Consider the following 14,937-nt stretch of genomic DNA (forward strand, 5'->3'; position numbering starts at 1 on the left):
TCTTTACCGAGTAAGGTTGCGAAATTAACCCGGCGTTTTTTGTGTCTGCGTGCCGTACGATTATGCGTACCGTCCTCGCCGACACGCCAGATTGATTTTGCAACGGTGCTTTGCAAAGAATTCACCGGTCGCACAGAAAATCTCAAAAATATCTAGTGAGGAAAGCAGGCACATGGCTAACATCCTGGTCGTCGATGACGAAATGGGCATCCGCGAATTGCTCTCGGAAATTTTGGGCGATGAAGGACATGTCGTAGCAACCGCCGAGAATGCACAACAGGCGCGTGAATTGCGATCGGGCAGCGTTCCCGATCTGGTGCTGCTCGACATCTGGATGCCGGACACCGATGGCGTCACCTTGCTCAAGGAATGGCAGCGCGACGGTCTGCTGACCATGCCGGTCATCATGATGTCCGGCCACGCCACCATCGATACCGCCGTCGAAGCGACCCGCATCGGCGCGCTCAATTTCCTGGAAAAACCGATCGCCCTGCAAAAACTGCTCAAGGCAGTCCAGCAAGGTCTCTCGCACAGCCGCGAACCGGCGCGTCCGGTGTCCTACATCCGACCGACGGTGGCGGCAAGCGCCGACAGCATCGACCACCATCCGAGTCCCCAATCTTCCTACGCACCGCCGGGCGCCGCGGACACGCTGCATCACGGGCACGGCATGACGGCCGCGCCGGCGTATGCACCGATTGCCGACAACGCCTCCAATATTTCCTTCGACTTGCCGCTGCGCGAAGCGCGCGATGCGTTCGAGCGCGCTTATTTCGAATATCACCTGGTCCGCGAAAACGGCAGCATGACGCGCGTGGCCGAACGCACCGGCCTGGAACGCACCCACTTGTACCGCAAACTCAAACAGCTGGGCGTGGAGCCCGGCAAGCTGTCCAAAAAAGGCATCTGATCCTTGATGCCCGGTGGCAAAGCGGCATTGGCCGTTTTGCCGCTTACCGTATTTCTACCATCCCCTTCCCGTCAGCCTTTCCGTCTGCCTGATCGTTGTTTGCCTTGATGCCCGGCAAGCGTTCCGGAACCTTCTCGCCGCAGGCTCATCCACTGTTGAAGGCTGCTCGCCTGTTTGTTCATGTCATTTTGTCATCCGGGCACAAGTTCTCCTCAATTACGCCGTAATTACACTCAGGGAGATTCAAGAACAGGTTCTCGGGCAGGACTGCTCTACCCTTGAAATCCCCGGATATGACGCCACTTCCTTCACAAAGCTAGCATTTGCACAAGGAGCCACTATGAACCTGATCTACAACAGTGAGCAATACAGCGTCGTTGAATTCGGTGCCGACCACGACCATGAAGCCCTGCGCTTCGGCGGTTATGAAATCATGGACAAATCGGGCCAGCGCGAAATCTACATCGACGGCCCCGCCGCCGAACTGTTTCGCAAGGACGTGCAGGATCTGATTGCGACGGAACCATCGATGGAAGACATCGATACCTTCCTCAGCAAGTACGATCTGATGATGCGTCATCCGATGACTTTGCACTAACTCTCACGGTGCAATCCCGCAGCATGACAATGTAGCGGGATTGCCTCGCGCCTGCCTTCTCGGGTACCGCGCCCATCTCCCCCCTTCCGCAACAACGCCGGCGATCCGGCCGCTTCCTTCAGACTTCCGCAAACTCACGCACTTTCCGGACGGCTATAATGTCAGGCTTCTTTCGCCTCCAGGCCCGAAGTGAACTCGTCTCCCATCACCAGTAGCCAGACCGGCATCCATGAGCAGCTCTCCGCGCTGGTCGCCAGGCATGTCGCGACGCCGTTCCGCAAACCCGTCACCGATTACAACCGCAGCGCATTCGACCGCAGCATCGTCGCCTGGCGCGCGGCTGGCGCGCCGCCGCTGATCCTCGACACCGGCTGCGGCGTGGGGCTTTCCTCCTACCATCTGGCGGTGCAGTTTCCCGATCACTTCGTCATCGGCATCGATCAGTCCGAAGACCGCCTGGCGCGCAACACCCACTGGAACGGCCCCGAGCCGCTCAACCTGTGTTTCGTCCGCGCCGATCTGGTCGATTACTGGCGACTGCTGCTGGAGGCCGGCATCTTTCCCGCGCGCCAGTATCTGCTTTACCCCAACCCCTGGCCCAAGATCGGCCACGTGGCGCGCCGCTGGCAAGGGCATGCGGTATTCCCGACCATCGTCGCGCTGGGCGGCTATATCGAATGCCGCAGCAACTGGCAGATCTACATCGAAGAGTTCGCGGCGGCGCTCAATCAGGTCGCTCAGGACAAGCTCGACCGCGCGGCGGCAAGCGAGGCCTACGCGACCGATGCGCCGATCACGCCGTTCGAGCGCAAGTACCTCGCCTCCGGTCATTCCCTGTGGCGTTGCCGGGTACAAGTGCGCTAGCGACTTGCCTCTCCTACAACCCTCCTCGCTTATACCCATCCCTTAATCCTCGCCGACATGGCCCTTCTTCCCGGATATCTTTCATGAGTTTTGCCGTCATCGCCCTGGTGCTCTGCGCCGCCTTGTTGCACGCCTCATGGAACGCCTTGCTGAAAAGCAGCGGCGACCGCCTCGCCTCGCTGACCGTCATGACCATCGGCGCCGGCATCGGCGCGATTCCGCTGGTGGTCTTCACGCCGCTGCCGCACGCGGACGCCTGGTTCTACATCATCCTCTCCGCGATCCTGCACACCGGCTACAACCTGTTCCTGGTCCGCGCCTATCGCATCGGCGACTTCGGCCAGTCCTACCCGATTGCGCGCGGTTCGTCGCCGATGCTGGTGTCGATCGGCGCCGCCATCTTCGTCGGCGAACAGATGAGCAGCCACACCTGGCTGGGCGTGGCGCTGGTGTCGATCGGCATCATCAGCCTGGCGCACATCAAGGACCGCCACAACCTGTCCGGTCCGATTGCGGCGTTCACCACCGGCGCGTTCATCGCAGCCTATACCGTGACTGACGGCATCGGCGCGCGACTGGCGGGCAACGCCATCTCTTATTCGGGCTGGCTATTCGTGCTCGACAGCTTTCCGATGGCGCTGATTTTCATGTGGATGCACCGGCGCCTGCCGATGGCGGTGGAACGCAGGCAAAACTGGCTCGGCCTCGCCGGCGGGGTCATGTCTCTGCTGGCTTACGGCATTGTGATCTGGGCGGTGACGCTGGCGCCGATGGGAACCGTCTCAGCCTTGCGCGAAACGTCGGTGCTGTTTGCAGCGTTGATCGGTGCGATCTTTCTGGGAGAAAAACTGACGATGCGGCGCATCTTCGCCTGCATCGTCATCACTGTCGGCGCCATCGTGCTGGGGATGCATCGATAGCGCCAACGTGGATGAAACCTTAGATTTCGACCTTGGTACCCAATTCCACAACCCGGTTGGCCGGGATATGGAAAAAGTCCGAAGGCTTGGCGCCGTTCTGGTACATCCACGCAAACAGCTGTTCGCGCCACAAGGACATGCCCAGCAACTTGCTCGGCACCACGGTGTCGCGCGCCAGGAAGAAGGACGTGTCCATCAGGTCGAACTCCATGTTGAACTGCGCCGCCGTCAGGTCCAGCACCTTGTGCATTTCCGGCGCTTCCTTGAAGCCGAACGCGGCGCGCAGCAGATAAACGTTGCCGCCCAGATCCTTGAGCGTCAGACGCTCTGCGTCGGCGACGAACGGCACGTCCCAGATACTGATCTTCAGGAAGAACACCCGCTCGTGCAGGATGCGATTGTGCTTGAGGTTATGCAGCAGCGCCACCGGCACGGTGTTGATGTTGCCGGTCATGAACACCGCGGTGCCGCCGACGCGATGCGGCGGATGCGCCAGCAAGCCTTCGACGAACGGCTCCAACGGAATGCCGTCGTCCTTGATGCGCGTGCGCAGCAACATGCGGCCCGAATACCAGGTCATCAGCAAGAAGAACGCCGTGCCGCCCAGCAGCAGCGGGAACCAGCCGCCGTCGGCGATCTTCAGCAAATTGGCGGCAAAGAACGCGAAGTCGACGATGAAGAACGCTCCGATCACCAACGTCACCAGCACCGGATGCCATTTCCATTCGATGCGCATGACCACCGCCGCCAGCATGGTGGTGATCACCATCGTCGTCGTCACGGCCACGCCATACGCCGCCGCCAGATTGTCGGACTTCTTGAACGCCAGCACCACCGCCACCACCAGCACCAGCAGCATCCAGTTGATCAACGGGATATAGATCTGGCCGCGCTCGTCTTCCGACGTATGCTGAATGCGCATGCGCGGCACGAAGCCCAGCAGGATGGCCTGACTGGTCAGCGAGAACGCCCCGGAAATCACCGCCTGCGACGCGATCACCGTCGCGAACGTCGCCAGCACCACCATCGGCACCAGCAGCAGGTCCGGCACCATCAGATAAAACGGATTCTTGATCGCGTCAGGATTGGCAAGCAGATTGGCGCCCTGGCCGAAGTAATTGATCACCAGGCACGGCATCACGGTGTACAACCAGGCGAAACGGATCGGACGAATGCCGAAGTGGCCCATGTCGGCATACAGCGCTTCGGCACCGGTCAATACCAGCACCACCGAACCGAGCACGATGAACGCCTGCAGCGAATGCTCGATCATGAAATGCACGGCGTAATAGGGATTGATCGCCACCAGGATGCCCGGCGCCTTGAGGATGTGGAACAGGCCCAGCGCGCCTAGCGAGACGAACCAGATGAACATGATCGGACCGAACAGTTTGCCGACCAGATTGGTGCCGTGGCGCTGAATCAGGAACAAGCCGATCAGAATCACCAGCGTTAGCGGAATCACATAATGCGAAGTACCCGGCGCGGCGATCTCCATCCCCTCCACCGCCGACAGCACCGAAATCGCCGGCGTGATCACCACGTCGCCGTAAAACATACAGGCGCCGAACACGCCAAGCATCATGAGGAACTTGGCGCGTCGCGAACCGCTCACGGCCGTGCGCAGCGACAAGGCCATCAACGCCAGCACGCCGCCTTCGCCGTTGTTGTCGGCGCGCATGACGAACAGCACGTATTTGAGCGAGACCACGATCGTGATCGACCAGAACAGCATCGAGATGATGCCCAGCACGGCGTCATGCGAGAACGCGATGCCGTGTTCCGGACTGAAACATTCCTTGAGCGCATACAGCGGACTGGTGCCGATGTCGCCGAAGACGACGCCCAGTGCCGCCAGAGTGATGATGTGGAGTTTTTGCGACCGGAAGGAATAATTTGGTCTGACCTGAGATGAACTCATTGTTTTCCCGTATTTGGTTTTGATGCTTTTAGTTCGAGTTGCGTACCGGCAGCGGCTGCATAGGAGGCCGGACGGCGTTGCGCAGTTGTTTGCATTCTCGCAGTCGTCGATTTCGGAGCCGGTAAGCGCGTACTTTATCGCACTATTTCCCCGGTGGGATGCTGCGTTGCGCAAAGGCATCTGTACTGCGTGCCGGCCTTGACATTACACCCGGAGCGGGCATCTGCGACGGCCGGTGCGCGACGGTTTTTCCTGTAAACCGCAATTCGCGGCAATGGCTTCCAAAATGCTGCGAAAACCGCATAAAGATATGCAATAAACGCGTTTTCCATTCTTCCGGCGGCTTTATATACTCCAGGCTCATAAAGAACTGCGGCTTTCGCTGCTGTTTGTTCTTAAGACTGTTTTTTCTCCGGAGTATCCATGCCCGCCAAACGTTTTCTTTCTGCAGCACGCAATGTCACGCTCAGTTTCAGCGTGCTCGCAGTGGCCGCCGCAGCCCCATCGCCGGCGCGCGCCGAAGGCCAACTGCGCATCGCCGAGCAATTCGGCATCGTCTATTTATTGCTGAACGTCGCCCAGGATCAGAAACTGATCGAGAAACACGGCAAGGCCCAGGGCGTCGACATCAAGGTCGACTGGGTCAAGCTGTCGGGCGGTTCGGCCGTCAACGACGCGCTGCTGTCGGGCGCCATCGACATCGCCGGCGCCGGCGTCGGCCCGCTGCTGACCATCTGGGACCGCACCCACGGCCGCCAGAACGTGCGCGGCGTCGCGTCGCTGGGCAACCTGCCCTACTACCTCGTCAGCAACAACCCCAGCGTCAAGACCATCGCCGACTTCAGCGACAAGGACCGCATCGCCCTGCCGGCCGTCGGCGTGTCGGTGCAATCGCGCGTGCTGCAACTGGCGTCCGCCAGGCAATGGGGCGACGCCCAGTACAACAAGCTCGACAAGATCAGCGTCGCCGTGCCGCATCCTGACGCTGCCGCCGCCATCATCAACGGCGGCACCGAAATCAGCGCGCACTTCGGCAATCCGCCGTTCCAGGAACAGGAGCTGGCCGGCAATCCCAAAGCCCACATCGTGCTGAGTTCCTATCAGGTGCTCGGCGGCCCATCGTCGGCCACGGTGCTGTACGCCACCGAGAAATTCCGCAAGGACAATCCCAAGACCTATAAAGCCTTCGTCGGCGCATTGGACGAAGCCGCCAAATTCGTCACCGCCAATCCGGACAAGGCTGCCGACACGTATATCCGCGTCAGCAACGCCAAGATCGACCGCGACCTGCTGCTGAAAATCATCAAGAACCCGGAAGTGCAGTTCAAGATCACGCCGCAAAACACCTATCCGCTCGCCGAATTCATGCAACGCGTCGGCGCCATCAAGAACAAGCCGGCTTCGGTGAAGGACTACTTCTTCGACGACGCCCACATCAACGGAGGCAGCTAAGATGCGCTTCGCCTCACTTATCGCCACCACCGCCATCGCCGCAGCACTCAGCCTGAGCACCAGCGCCCACGCCGAAGGCCAGATCCGCATCGCCCAGCAATTCGGCATCGGCTACCTGATCCTCGACGTCGTGCAAGACCAGAAACTGATCGAAAAATACGGCAAGCAGCAAGGTATCGACATCAAGGTCGAATGGAACAGCATCTCCGGCGCGACCGCCATGAACGAGGCGCTGCTGGCCGGCGCGCTTGATGTCGTCTCGGCCGGCGTGCCGCCGATGCTGACGCTGTGGGACCGCACGCGCGGCCGCCAGAACGTCAAGGCGATCGCCTCGCTGGGTTCCATGCCCAACTATTTGCTGAGCAACAATCCCAAGGTCAGGACGCTGCAAGACCTGAGCGACAAGGATCGCATCGCCGTGCCGGCCGCCGGCGTCGGCTACCAGTCGCGCACCTTGCAGATCGAAACCGCGCGCGTGTTCGGCAAGGCCGACTACAAACGCTTCGACAATATCTCGGTGAGCCTGCCGCATCCCGACGCCACCGTTGCATTGATCTCCGGCGGTTCCGAGATCAATACCCATTTCTCCAGTCCGCCATTCCAGTACCAGGCGCTGGAGAACAAGAACGTCCACAAGGTCCTCAGTTCCTACGACATCCTCGGCGGACCGGCGACCTTCAACGTGCTCTACACCACGCAAAAATTCCACGACGACAATCCGAAGACCTACAAGGCGTTCTACAACGCCCTGGTCGAGGCGGCGCAATTCATCCGCGCCAACAAGGCCAAGGCGGCCGACACCTTCATCCGCGTACAAAAGTCGAAACTCTCGCCTGAATTCGTGCGCAAGATCGTCGAAGATCCGGAAATCGACTTCACCGTCTCGCCGCAACGCAGCTACGTCTACGCCGACAAGCTGCACGACATCGGCGTGCTGAAGAACCGTGCAGCGTCATGGAAAGACTATTTTTTTGAAGAAGCGTATGCACAACCAGGCAGTTGATCAGGCGCACAGCGCTTTGCACGTCGTCGGCGGCAGCGACGTCAATAGTGACGTCAGCGGTCGCACGCCGTTGTTGCACGTCGACCGCGTCGGCCTGCAATACCGCAGCGCCACCGCCGTGGTGCAGGCCACGCATGACGTCAGCTTCGACGTCTATCCGGCCGACCGCTTCGTGTTGCTCGGCCCGTCCGGTTGCGGCAAGTCGAGTCTGTTGAAAGCCGTCGCCGGCTTCCTCAAGCCGGCTGCCGGTGAAATCCGTCTCGACGGCGTCGCCATCCACCAACCCGGACCGGATCGCATCGTCGTGTTTCAGGAATTCGACCAGTTGCCGCCATGGAAAACCGTGAAGCAAAACGTCATGTTCCCGCTGCTGGCTTCGCGCACGCTGGGCAAACGCGAAGCTGCCGAGCGCGCCCTGCACTATCTCGACAAAGTCGGTCTCGGCAAATTCGCCGATGCCTATCCGCACACGCTGTCCGGCGGCATGAAGGCGCGCGTCGCCATCGCGCGCGCATTGGCGATGCAGCCGAAGATTCTGTTGATGGACGAACCCTTCGCCGCTCTCGACGCACTGACCCGCCGCAAGATGCAGGAAGAGTTGCTGATCCTGTGGGAAGAAGTGCGCTTCACGCTGCTGTTCGTCACCCACTCGATCGAAGAAGCGCTGGTGGTCGGCAACCGCATCCTGCTGTTGTCGCCGCACCCGGGCCGCGTCCGCGCCGAGATCAACAGCCACCAGTACGACCTGCAAAGCCTGGGCGGCGTCGGCTTCCAGGAAACCGCGCGGCGCATCCATCGCCTGCTGTTCGACGAAGGCCAGGCCGAACCCGCCGCGCAGGTGAATTTCAAGGACGTGCGCTTTTCTTACTGAGCGGTGGCCCTCCTCCCGAGGGCGCGGCGGCAAGCCGCGTTCCAGCGGGAAGAACAGCCGCGACGACTATCTGACTTTGCATATATCCATTATCAGCGACGGCGCGGCCCACGGCAGTGTGGTTCGCGCATCATGGGGCATTTTTACTATCCGGGAACCCGCCATGACCACAACCGCAACAGCATCCCAGCCGACCTGCGACGCCGAACAATCCGAAGTGTTGAAGCCGATCGAACAGTATTTCCTCGGCCATGCCCGCGACGATGCCGCCCCTATGCGACTAGCCTTCCTGCCGACCGCCCACATCGAATCGATGCGCGACGGCGTGTTCACCTCGTGGCCGCTGGACGTCTACTGCGAGCGCTTCAAAGGCACCCCCGCCGCCGATGAAGCGGACCGCCGGCGCACGGTTGACTGGATCGACATCGGCGGTCTCTCGGCCGCCGCCAAGATCACACTGGTGCATGGTCCGGTCACGTTTACCGACTACTTCGTACTGCTGAAAACAGCCGACGGCTGGAAGATCGCCAACAAGGCCTTCCACGGCCGCCCGAGCTGAGCATCCCCAGCCCCCGACCTCCCCTCCCCCCATCTCGCCGCCCCAGCCATGCGCGCGCATGGCGCCGGCGACGATCGACCTCCCCTTCGCGTCCCCGCAAAAACAACCGTATCAAGCCGCCATATACAAAATCCGCATTTGTTTGTGCGAAATGATTCGTGTGCGCCGGCGACAAGATTCGCTAGGGTGAATGATTTTTCAACACCATACGGCAATCCACAAGGTCAAGTCCGCCATGAATCTCTCCCCGCCCATCCGCGACGAATACGAAATCACCCTCACGCCGCTGGACAACGTCCCGCTGGAACGCACGCTGTCGCTGCCGCAACGCATATGGCAACAAGGCTGGGTGCGCAAGACCGTGATCCTGCTGATCCTCGCGCTGACCTGGGAGGTCGTCGCCCGCATCCAGAACAACGACCTGCTGCTGCCGGGCTTTGTGCAGACGGCGCAGGCCTTTGTCGACGGCATCGTCACCGGAGAACTGATCGGCAAGGTGTGGATCTCGCTGAAGGTGCTGCTCAAGGGCTACCTGATCGGCATCGTGCTGGCGTTTGCGCTGACCACGCTGGCGGTGTCCACGCAATTGGGCCGCGATCTGCTCAGCACACTGACATCGATGTTCAATCCCCTGCCGGCGATTGCGATGCTGCCGCTGGCTTTGCTGTGGTTCGGGCTTGGTGAAAACAGCCTGATCTTTGTGCTGGTGCATTCGGTGTTGTGGGCGTTGGCGCTCAACACCTATGCCGGATTTCTGGGCGTATCGGATACCTTGCGCATGGCCGGGCGCAACTATGGATTGCGCGGACTGCGGTTCGTGCTTTTCATGCTGGTGCCGGCGGCCTTGCCTTCCATCCTCGCCGGCTTGCGCATCGGTTGGGCGTTTGCGTGGCGCACGCTGATTGCGGCGGAGCTGGTGTTTGGCGCGTCCAGCGGCAAGGGTGGGCTGGGTTGGTATATCTTTCAGAATCGCAATGAGCTGTATACCGACAAGGTGTTTGCGGGGCTGGCGATGGTGATTTTGATTGGGTTGCTGGTGGAGAATCTGGGGTTTAATGTGATTGAGAGGGTTACTGTCAAGCGGTGGGGGATGCAGAGATAGGTTGTATGTTCTGTGTTTTGTTCCGACTTGCCATTTTTAGGTAGCTTCGGTTTTTCTTTCTTCGATCAAGCCTGCCGGGGGCGGCCCGGCAAACCAAGGTTGATCGAAGAAAAAACGACATACAAAAATACCCGTCAATCACCAAGCGGCCAAAATCCCTCCTTTAAACTCCGAATCAATAAACCTCTTCACCTCATCCGACTGATAAGCCTTCACTAGCTTAGGCAACCACACCTGCTCCTTATCCTTCTCCCGCACGGCAATCAGGCAAGCATAAGGACTATCCCCACTCTCCACCACGAGGCTATCGCGCACCGGATGCAAACCAGCCTTGGCCGCATAGTCGGCATTCACCGCCGACGCATCCAGATCGTCCAAGGTACGCGGCAACTGCGCCGCATCGATCTCGATGAACTTCCACTTCTTCGGATTCTCGACGATGTCGATCGGCGTCGCATTCACTCCCGTCAGCGGATCGATTCCCGCACGCAGCTTGATCACCCCCTGCTTCTGCAACAACAGCAACACGCGGCTCTCATTGGCCGGATCGTTGGGAATGCCGATCCTGGCGCCGGCAGGAATGTCATTCAGGCCGCGATACTTTTTGGAGTAGATCGCCATCGGCCCGATGAAAGTACGCCCGGTGCCGAACAGCTTGTAGCCGCGCGTCTTGATCTGCGCGTTAAGAAAGGGGCGATGCTGGAAACTGTTGGCGTCGAGCTCGCCGGCATCCAGCGCGGCGTCCGGCTGGATGTAATCATTGAACTCGACGATCTGGATTTTGTAGCCGGGATTGCTGCGTTCGAAGACGCGTTTGACCACTTCAAAAATCTGTGCGTGCGGGCCGCTGGTGACGCCGACCTTCAGTGTTTTGTCTTGCGCTGCCGCAGTCGTGGAAAACGTCGCCGCAACGCCGGTCAACAACAAGCCCGTCAGCAAGCGGGTAAAAAATCGCGCCATGAATCATCCTCAAATAGCGCTAATTTATCTGCCGCCTGCGACGTTCCCAACGAATCTTTCGGCGTTTGAATATTTGCTTTTCAATTGCCGCCGAATCCGACGGCGATCACGCGATCAGCAACTCGCGCGACGCTTCTTCCACACCTCGACGCGCAGCGGCTGAAGGCACTGCAGCGATCAGCGACCGCGTGTATTCGTGCCGCGGCGCTTGCCAGATGCTGTCGTGGTCGCCCGATTCGACAATCCGTCCGCCGTTCATCACCAGCACCTTGTCGGCGATGTAACGCACCACCGACAGATCGTGCGAGATGAACAGATACGACAAGCCGAATTCGCGCTTGAGGTCGACCAGCAGATTCAGTATCTGCGCCTGCACCGAGACATCGAGCGCCGACACCGGTTCGTCGCAAATCACCAGCGCCGGCTTGAGCACCAGGGCGCGCGCAATGCCGATGCGCTGACGCTGGCCGCCGGAGAACTGATGCGGATAGCTGCGCAAGGCGCGCTGCGGCAAGCCGACCAGGTCGACGATCTGCTCGATGCGGCGGCGGCGTTCCGTCTTGTCCTTGACGTCATGGATCGCCAGCGCGGCGTCGAGGATCTCGGCGACCGTGTGGCGCGGATTGAGCGATGCGTAGGGATCCTGGAAGATCATCTGCACGCGGCGGCGATACGGCCGCAAACGTGCACCGTCGAGCTGCGCGATGTCGTCGCCGTCGAGCAGAATCTTGCCGGCGCTGGATGCGACCAGACGCACGATGGTTTTCGACAACGTCGATTTTCCACAACCGGATTCGCCGACCAGTCCTACCGACTCGCCGGCCGCGATGTCGAACGACGCGCCTTTGACGGCGTGCACGACGCCGTTGCGCGAGCGGTAATGCGTGTGCACGTCCTGCAGCGACAGCAAAGGCTTTGCCGGCGTTGCGATCGGCGGCAAGGGCTGCGCATGCGCGCGCCCGGTCAGGGTGAAGATGCGTTCGTCATCCTTGTCGAGCGAAGTACGGATTTCCGGCAGTCGTCCGTCGCGGTAATGATAGTCCTGTTCCATCTGCAAGGACGCGCCGAGCAGGCCACGCGTATAAGAATGCTGCGGATGCGCGAACAGGATATCGCTGCGCGCTTCTTCGACCTTCTTGCCGCCGTACATGACGGCGACGCGGTCAGCCCATTGCTCCACCACGGCCAGGTCATGCGTGATCAGCAGCACCGCCATCGACAGGTCGCGCCGCAGTTGATCCAGCAACTCCAGAATCTGCGCTTGTATGGTCACGTCCAGCGCCGTGGTCGGCTCGTCCGCCACCAGCAGACGCGGATGGCAAGACACGGCCATGGCGATCATGACGCGCTGGCGTTGGCCGCCGGACAGGTTATGCGGATAGTCGTTGAAACGGCGCTGCGGCTCGGAGATGCGCACCAGTTCCAGCAGCTCGATGGCGCACGCCCTGGCGGCCCGGGCCGACAGCGGCTGATGCAGGCGGATGGCTTCGACCACTTGTTGCCCGATGGTCAGCACCGGGTTGAGCGAGGTCATCGGCTCCTGGAAGATCATCGAGATCGCATTGCCGCGCAGCGCGCAGATTTCTTCTTCCTGCAAGGCTTGCAAGTCGCGACCTTCGAACACAATGTTGCCGGATACGCGCGCGCTCGGCGGCAGCAGGCGCAGCAAGGACAAGGCCGTGGTCGACTTGCCGCAACCGGATTCGCCGACCAGCGCCAGCGTCTCGCCGGCGGCGATGCCGAAGCTGAGATCCTTCACGGCGTCGTGACCGGGAAAGGAGACGTTGAGATTGCGGATGTCGAGGAGCTGGCTCATGGGAATCTTTCCGTGATCGACGCTCACGCAGGCACGCCTGCGCGCTTGCCTGCCCGATAGCTTGCGCCGGCATGTCGTTCCGGCAGGCGCGCGTCGCCGGTAAACAATTTTTCGCGCAAGGTGCCGGGAGCGTAGTCGTGCTTGTAAGAGCCGCGTGTCTGCAACTCGGGAATGACCAGGTCGACGAAGGCTTCAAAGCTCTCCGGCGTCACGGTGCGCGTCAGGTTGAAGCCATCGATGTCGGTCTCGCGTATCCACGCCTCCAGCTCGTCCGCTACTTGCTGCGGCGAGCCGACGATGGTGGCGTAACGGCCACCCAGTTCCAGTTGCTGGAGCAGTTTGCGCTTGGTCCAATTGAGTTCGGGGTTGGTCACGGTCTTGACCAGCGATTCGATGGAATTGGTCTTGACCTGGCGGATCGGCTCGTCCAGTTCGTACTGCGAAAAGTCGATGCCGGTGCCGCTGGAGAAATGCGCGAGGCCGGCTTCGGGGCTGGCGTAACGCGCGTACTCGGCGTACTTCTCGCGCGCTTCCTTTTCGGTCGGCGCCACCACCACGGTCAGGCCCATGAAGACCTTGACGTCGTCCGGCTTGCGCCCTTCGCGCACGGCACCTTCGCGGATGCCGCTCACCAGCTTGCGCACGGCATCCTTGCTCTGGCCGGAGACGAACACGCATTCCGCATGACGCGCGCCGAAGGCCTGGCCGCGGCCGGACGAACCGGCCTGGTACAGCACCGGCGTACGCTGGCGCGACGGCTCGCTCAGGTGATAGCCCTCGACCTTGTAGTAATCGCCGCTGTGACGGATCTTGTGCACCTTGTCCGGTTGCGCGTAGACGCGGTTCCGGCGGTCGCGGATGACGGCGTCGTCTTCCCAGCTGCCTTCCCACAATTTGTAGACCACTTCCATGAACTCGTCGGCGCGGTCGTAGCGCTGGTCGTGCTCCAGCTGTTCCGACAATCCCATCGCGCGCGCGGCGCTGTCGAGGTAGCCGGTGACGATGTTCCAGCCGACGCGGCCCTTGGTCAGGTGATCGAGCGTCGACATGCGGCGCGCAAACAGGAAAGGCGCTTCGTAGGTCAGGTTGGCGGTGATGCCGAAGCCGAGATGTTCGGTCACGAATCCCATCGCCGAAATCAGCAGCAGCGGATCATTGACCGGCAGCTGGATCGACTCGCGCAACGTGATGTCGACCGAGTTCTGATACACGTCGTAGACGCCGACGATGTCGGCCAGGAACAGGCCGTCGAACTTGCCGCGCTCCAGCAGTTTCGCCAGGTCGATCCAGTAGGCGATGTCGGTGTAGTCCTGCGAGCGGTCGCGCGGATGCGTCCACAAGCCGTGGTTGATGTGGTTCACGCAATTCATGTTGAAGGCGTTGAGGCGGATCTCCTTCTTGCCGGCGTCTGTGCTCATGCTGCGTCCGCCGTGACATATTCAGGTTCGAGCTGCACGTCGAGGGCTTCGTTGAAGCGCGCGAAGAAGGCGCACAGCGCGGCGCGCAAGGTCAGCTCGACGATCTGCGATTCCGAAAAATGTTCACGCAAACGCGTCACCAGACTGTCGCCGACGCGTTGACGCGTGGCCGCCAGCGCATAGTCGCGCACCAGCTTTTCCACCGGACCGAGGCCGGGTACGTCAGGATCAAGGATGCGCTCCACCGTCTCCGCCGACACGTGCTGCGCCGCCAGCTTGGGAGCATGGTGCGACACGCAGTAGCTGCACTCATTGGCCCTAGAAGCGGTAACCAGCACGATCTCCAGGTGCAGCTTGGAGATGTTGCCTTCGGCGGCGAACTGCAGCAGCAGGCCGTAGATGTGTTCGATCGACGCCGGGCGATGCGCCAGCACGCCGAGCATGTTGCCGAAGGCGCCGTATTCGTTCTCGACCTTCTCGAAGATCGTGCGGGCGGCGCCTTCCGGCAACTGGTTGGATAGCAAGGTGGATACGCGTGCCATG

The 14,937-nt window shown here is 60.9% G+C and carries 14 protein-coding genes; 9 read left to right on the plus strand and 5 right to left on the minus strand.

What is annotated here, in order from left to right:
* Positions 1-172 precede the first annotated feature (172 nt).
* The 4 genes from PMI16_RS23920 to PMI16_RS23935 all read left to right on the plus strand — a co-directional run bounded on the left by PMI16_RS23920 (position 173) and on the right by PMI16_RS23935 (position 3,292).
* Complete coding sequence (locus PMI16_RS23920; protein ID WP_007884415.1) at positions 173-910, plus strand: response regulator; 738 nt, start codon at positions 173-175, stop codon at positions 908-910.
* Between the two features lie 340 nt (positions 911-1,250).
* Positions 1,251-1,508, plus strand: coding sequence for a BTH_I0359 family protein (locus tag PMI16_RS23925; RefSeq protein WP_007884416.1), 258 nt, complete (start codon positions 1,251-1,253; stop codon positions 1,506-1,508).
* A 189-nt stretch (positions 1,509-1,697) separates the two neighbouring features.
* Positions 1,698-2,372 carry a tRNA (guanine(46)-N(7))-methyltransferase TrmB gene (gene trmB, locus PMI16_RS23930; protein ID WP_007884417.1) on the plus strand — a complete coding sequence of 225 codons (675 nt, stop codon included), beginning with the start codon at positions 1,698-1,700 and terminating at the stop codon, positions 2,370-2,372.
* 83 nt (positions 2,373-2,455) lie between these two features.
* A complete protein-coding gene (locus PMI16_RS23935; protein ID WP_007884418.1) occupies positions 2,456-3,292 on the plus strand; it encodes a DMT family transporter in 837 nt (278 codons plus the stop codon).
* Positions 3,293-3,311: 19 nt separating this feature from the next.
* On the opposite strand, the gene PMI16_RS23940 is transcribed toward PMI16_RS23935, so the two are convergent.
* Positions 3,312-5,213: a potassium transporter Kup gene (locus PMI16_RS23940; protein ID WP_007884420.1), complete on the minus strand. Its 1,902-nt coding sequence runs from the start codon at positions 5,211-5,213 to the stop codon at positions 3,312-3,314.
* 423 nt (positions 5,214-5,636) lie between these two features.
* Between PMI16_RS23940 and PMI16_RS23945 the strand changes: the two genes are divergently transcribed.
* From PMI16_RS23945 to PMI16_RS23965, 5 genes are all read left to right on the plus strand, one after another.
* Entirely contained in the window at positions 5,637-6,665 is a 1,029-nt protein-coding gene (locus PMI16_RS23945) for an ABC transporter substrate-binding protein (RefSeq protein ID WP_007884421.1), read from the plus strand.
* Between the two features lies 1 nt (position 6,666).
* A complete protein-coding gene (locus PMI16_RS23950) occupies positions 6,667-7,668 on the plus strand; it encodes an ABC transporter substrate-binding protein (protein ID WP_007884423.1) in 1,002 nt (333 codons plus the stop codon).
* Positions 7,649-8,539 (plus strand): ABC transporter ATP-binding protein, encoded by an 891-nt coding sequence (locus PMI16_RS23955; protein ID WP_007884425.1) that lies wholly within the window; start codon positions 7,649-7,651, stop codon positions 8,537-8,539. The genes PMI16_RS23950 and PMI16_RS23955 overlap by 20 nt, the downstream gene beginning before the upstream one ends.
* Positions 8,540-8,702: 163 nt before the next feature.
* Complete coding sequence (locus PMI16_RS23960) at positions 8,703-9,098, plus strand: nuclear transport factor 2 family protein (RefSeq protein ID WP_007884427.1); 396 nt, start codon at positions 8,703-8,705, stop codon at positions 9,096-9,098.
* 235 nt (positions 9,099-9,333) lie between these two features.
* A complete protein-coding gene (locus tag PMI16_RS23965) occupies positions 9,334-10,200 on the plus strand; it encodes an ABC transporter permease (protein WP_007884429.1) in 867 nt (288 codons plus the stop codon).
* A 138-nt stretch (positions 10,201-10,338) separates the two neighbouring features.
* Here the strand turns inward: PMI16_RS23965 and PMI16_RS23970 are convergent, their stop codons facing one another.
* From PMI16_RS23970 to PMI16_RS23985, 4 genes are all read right to left on the minus strand, one after another.
* Complete coding sequence (locus tag PMI16_RS23970; RefSeq protein WP_007884430.1) at positions 10,339-11,160, minus strand: MetQ/NlpA family ABC transporter substrate-binding protein; 822 nt, start codon at positions 11,158-11,160, stop codon at positions 10,339-10,341.
* Positions 11,161-11,266: 106 nt separating this feature from the next.
* Positions 11,267-12,976, minus strand: a complete 1,710-nt coding sequence (locus PMI16_RS23975; RefSeq protein ID WP_007884432.1) for an ABC transporter ATP-binding protein — start codon at positions 12,974-12,976, stop codon at positions 11,267-11,269.
* Positions 12,977-12,999: 23 nt separating this feature from the next.
* A complete protein-coding gene (locus PMI16_RS23980) occupies positions 13,000-14,394 on the minus strand; it encodes an LLM class flavin-dependent oxidoreductase (RefSeq protein WP_007884433.1) in 1,395 nt (464 codons plus the stop codon).
* The gene (locus PMI16_RS23985) at positions 14,391-14,936 is read right to left on the minus strand and encodes a carboxymuconolactone decarboxylase family protein (protein ID WP_007884434.1); all 546 of its coding nucleotides are present in this window, start codon (positions 14,934-14,936) and stop codon (positions 14,391-14,393) included. The genes PMI16_RS23980 and PMI16_RS23985 overlap by 4 nt, the downstream gene beginning before the upstream one ends.
* Between the last annotated feature and the right edge of the window lies 1 nt (position 14,937).

Origin of the sequence: Herbaspirillum sp. CF444 (assembly GCF_000282135.1) — a bacterium.
Classification (GTDB): Bacteria; Pseudomonadota; Gammaproteobacteria; order Burkholderiales; family Burkholderiaceae_D; genus Herbaspirillum.

What these genes read in the sequence shown, in the direction of transcription:
- PMI16_RS23965 (WP_007884429.1), top strand. Translation starts at nt 9,334, where the DNA reads ATGAATCTCTCCCCGCCCATCCGCGACGAATACGAAATCACCCTCACG.
- PMI16_RS23970 (WP_007884430.1), bottom strand. Translation starts at nt 11,160, where the DNA reads ATGGCGCGATTTTTTACCCGCTTGCTGACGGGCTTGTTGTTGACCGGC.
- PMI16_RS23950 (WP_007884423.1), top strand. Translation starts at nt 6,667, where the DNA reads ATGCGCTTCGCCTCACTTATCGCCACCACCGCCATCGCCGCAGCACTC.
- PMI16_RS23945 (WP_007884421.1), top strand. Translation starts at nt 5,637, where the DNA reads ATGCCCGCCAAACGTTTTCTTTCTGCAGCACGCAATGTCACGCTCAGT.
- PMI16_RS23925 (WP_007884416.1), top strand. Translation starts at nt 1,251, where the DNA reads ATGAACCTGATCTACAACAGTGAGCAATACAGCGTCGTTGAATTCGGT.
- PMI16_RS23975 (WP_007884432.1), bottom strand. Translation starts at nt 12,976, where the DNA reads ATGAGCCAGCTCCTCGACATCCGCAATCTCAACGTCTCCTTTCCCGGT.
- PMI16_RS23960 (WP_007884427.1), top strand. Translation starts at nt 8,703, where the DNA reads ATGACCACAACCGCAACAGCATCCCAGCCGACCTGCGACGCCGAACAA.
- PMI16_RS23935 (WP_007884418.1), top strand. Translation starts at nt 2,456, where the DNA reads ATGAGTTTTGCCGTCATCGCCCTGGTGCTCTGCGCCGCCTTGTTGCAC.
- PMI16_RS23955 (WP_007884425.1), top strand. Translation starts at nt 7,649, where the DNA reads ATGCACAACCAGGCAGTTGATCAGGCGCACAGCGCTTTGCACGTCGTC.
- PMI16_RS23980 (WP_007884433.1), bottom strand. Translation starts at nt 14,394, where the DNA reads ATGAGCACAGACGCCGGCAAGAAGGAGATCCGCCTCAACGCCTTCAAC.
- PMI16_RS23920 (WP_007884415.1), top strand. Translation starts at nt 173, where the DNA reads ATGGCTAACATCCTGGTCGTCGATGACGAAATGGGCATCCGCGAATTG.
- PMI16_RS23985 (WP_007884434.1), bottom strand. Translation starts at nt 14,936, where the DNA reads ATGGCACGCGTATCCACCTTGCTATCCAACCAGTTGCCGGAAGGCGCC.
- PMI16_RS23940 (WP_007884420.1), bottom strand. Translation starts at nt 5,213, where the DNA reads ATGAGTTCATCTCAGGTCAGACCAAATTATTCCTTCCGGTCGCAAAAA.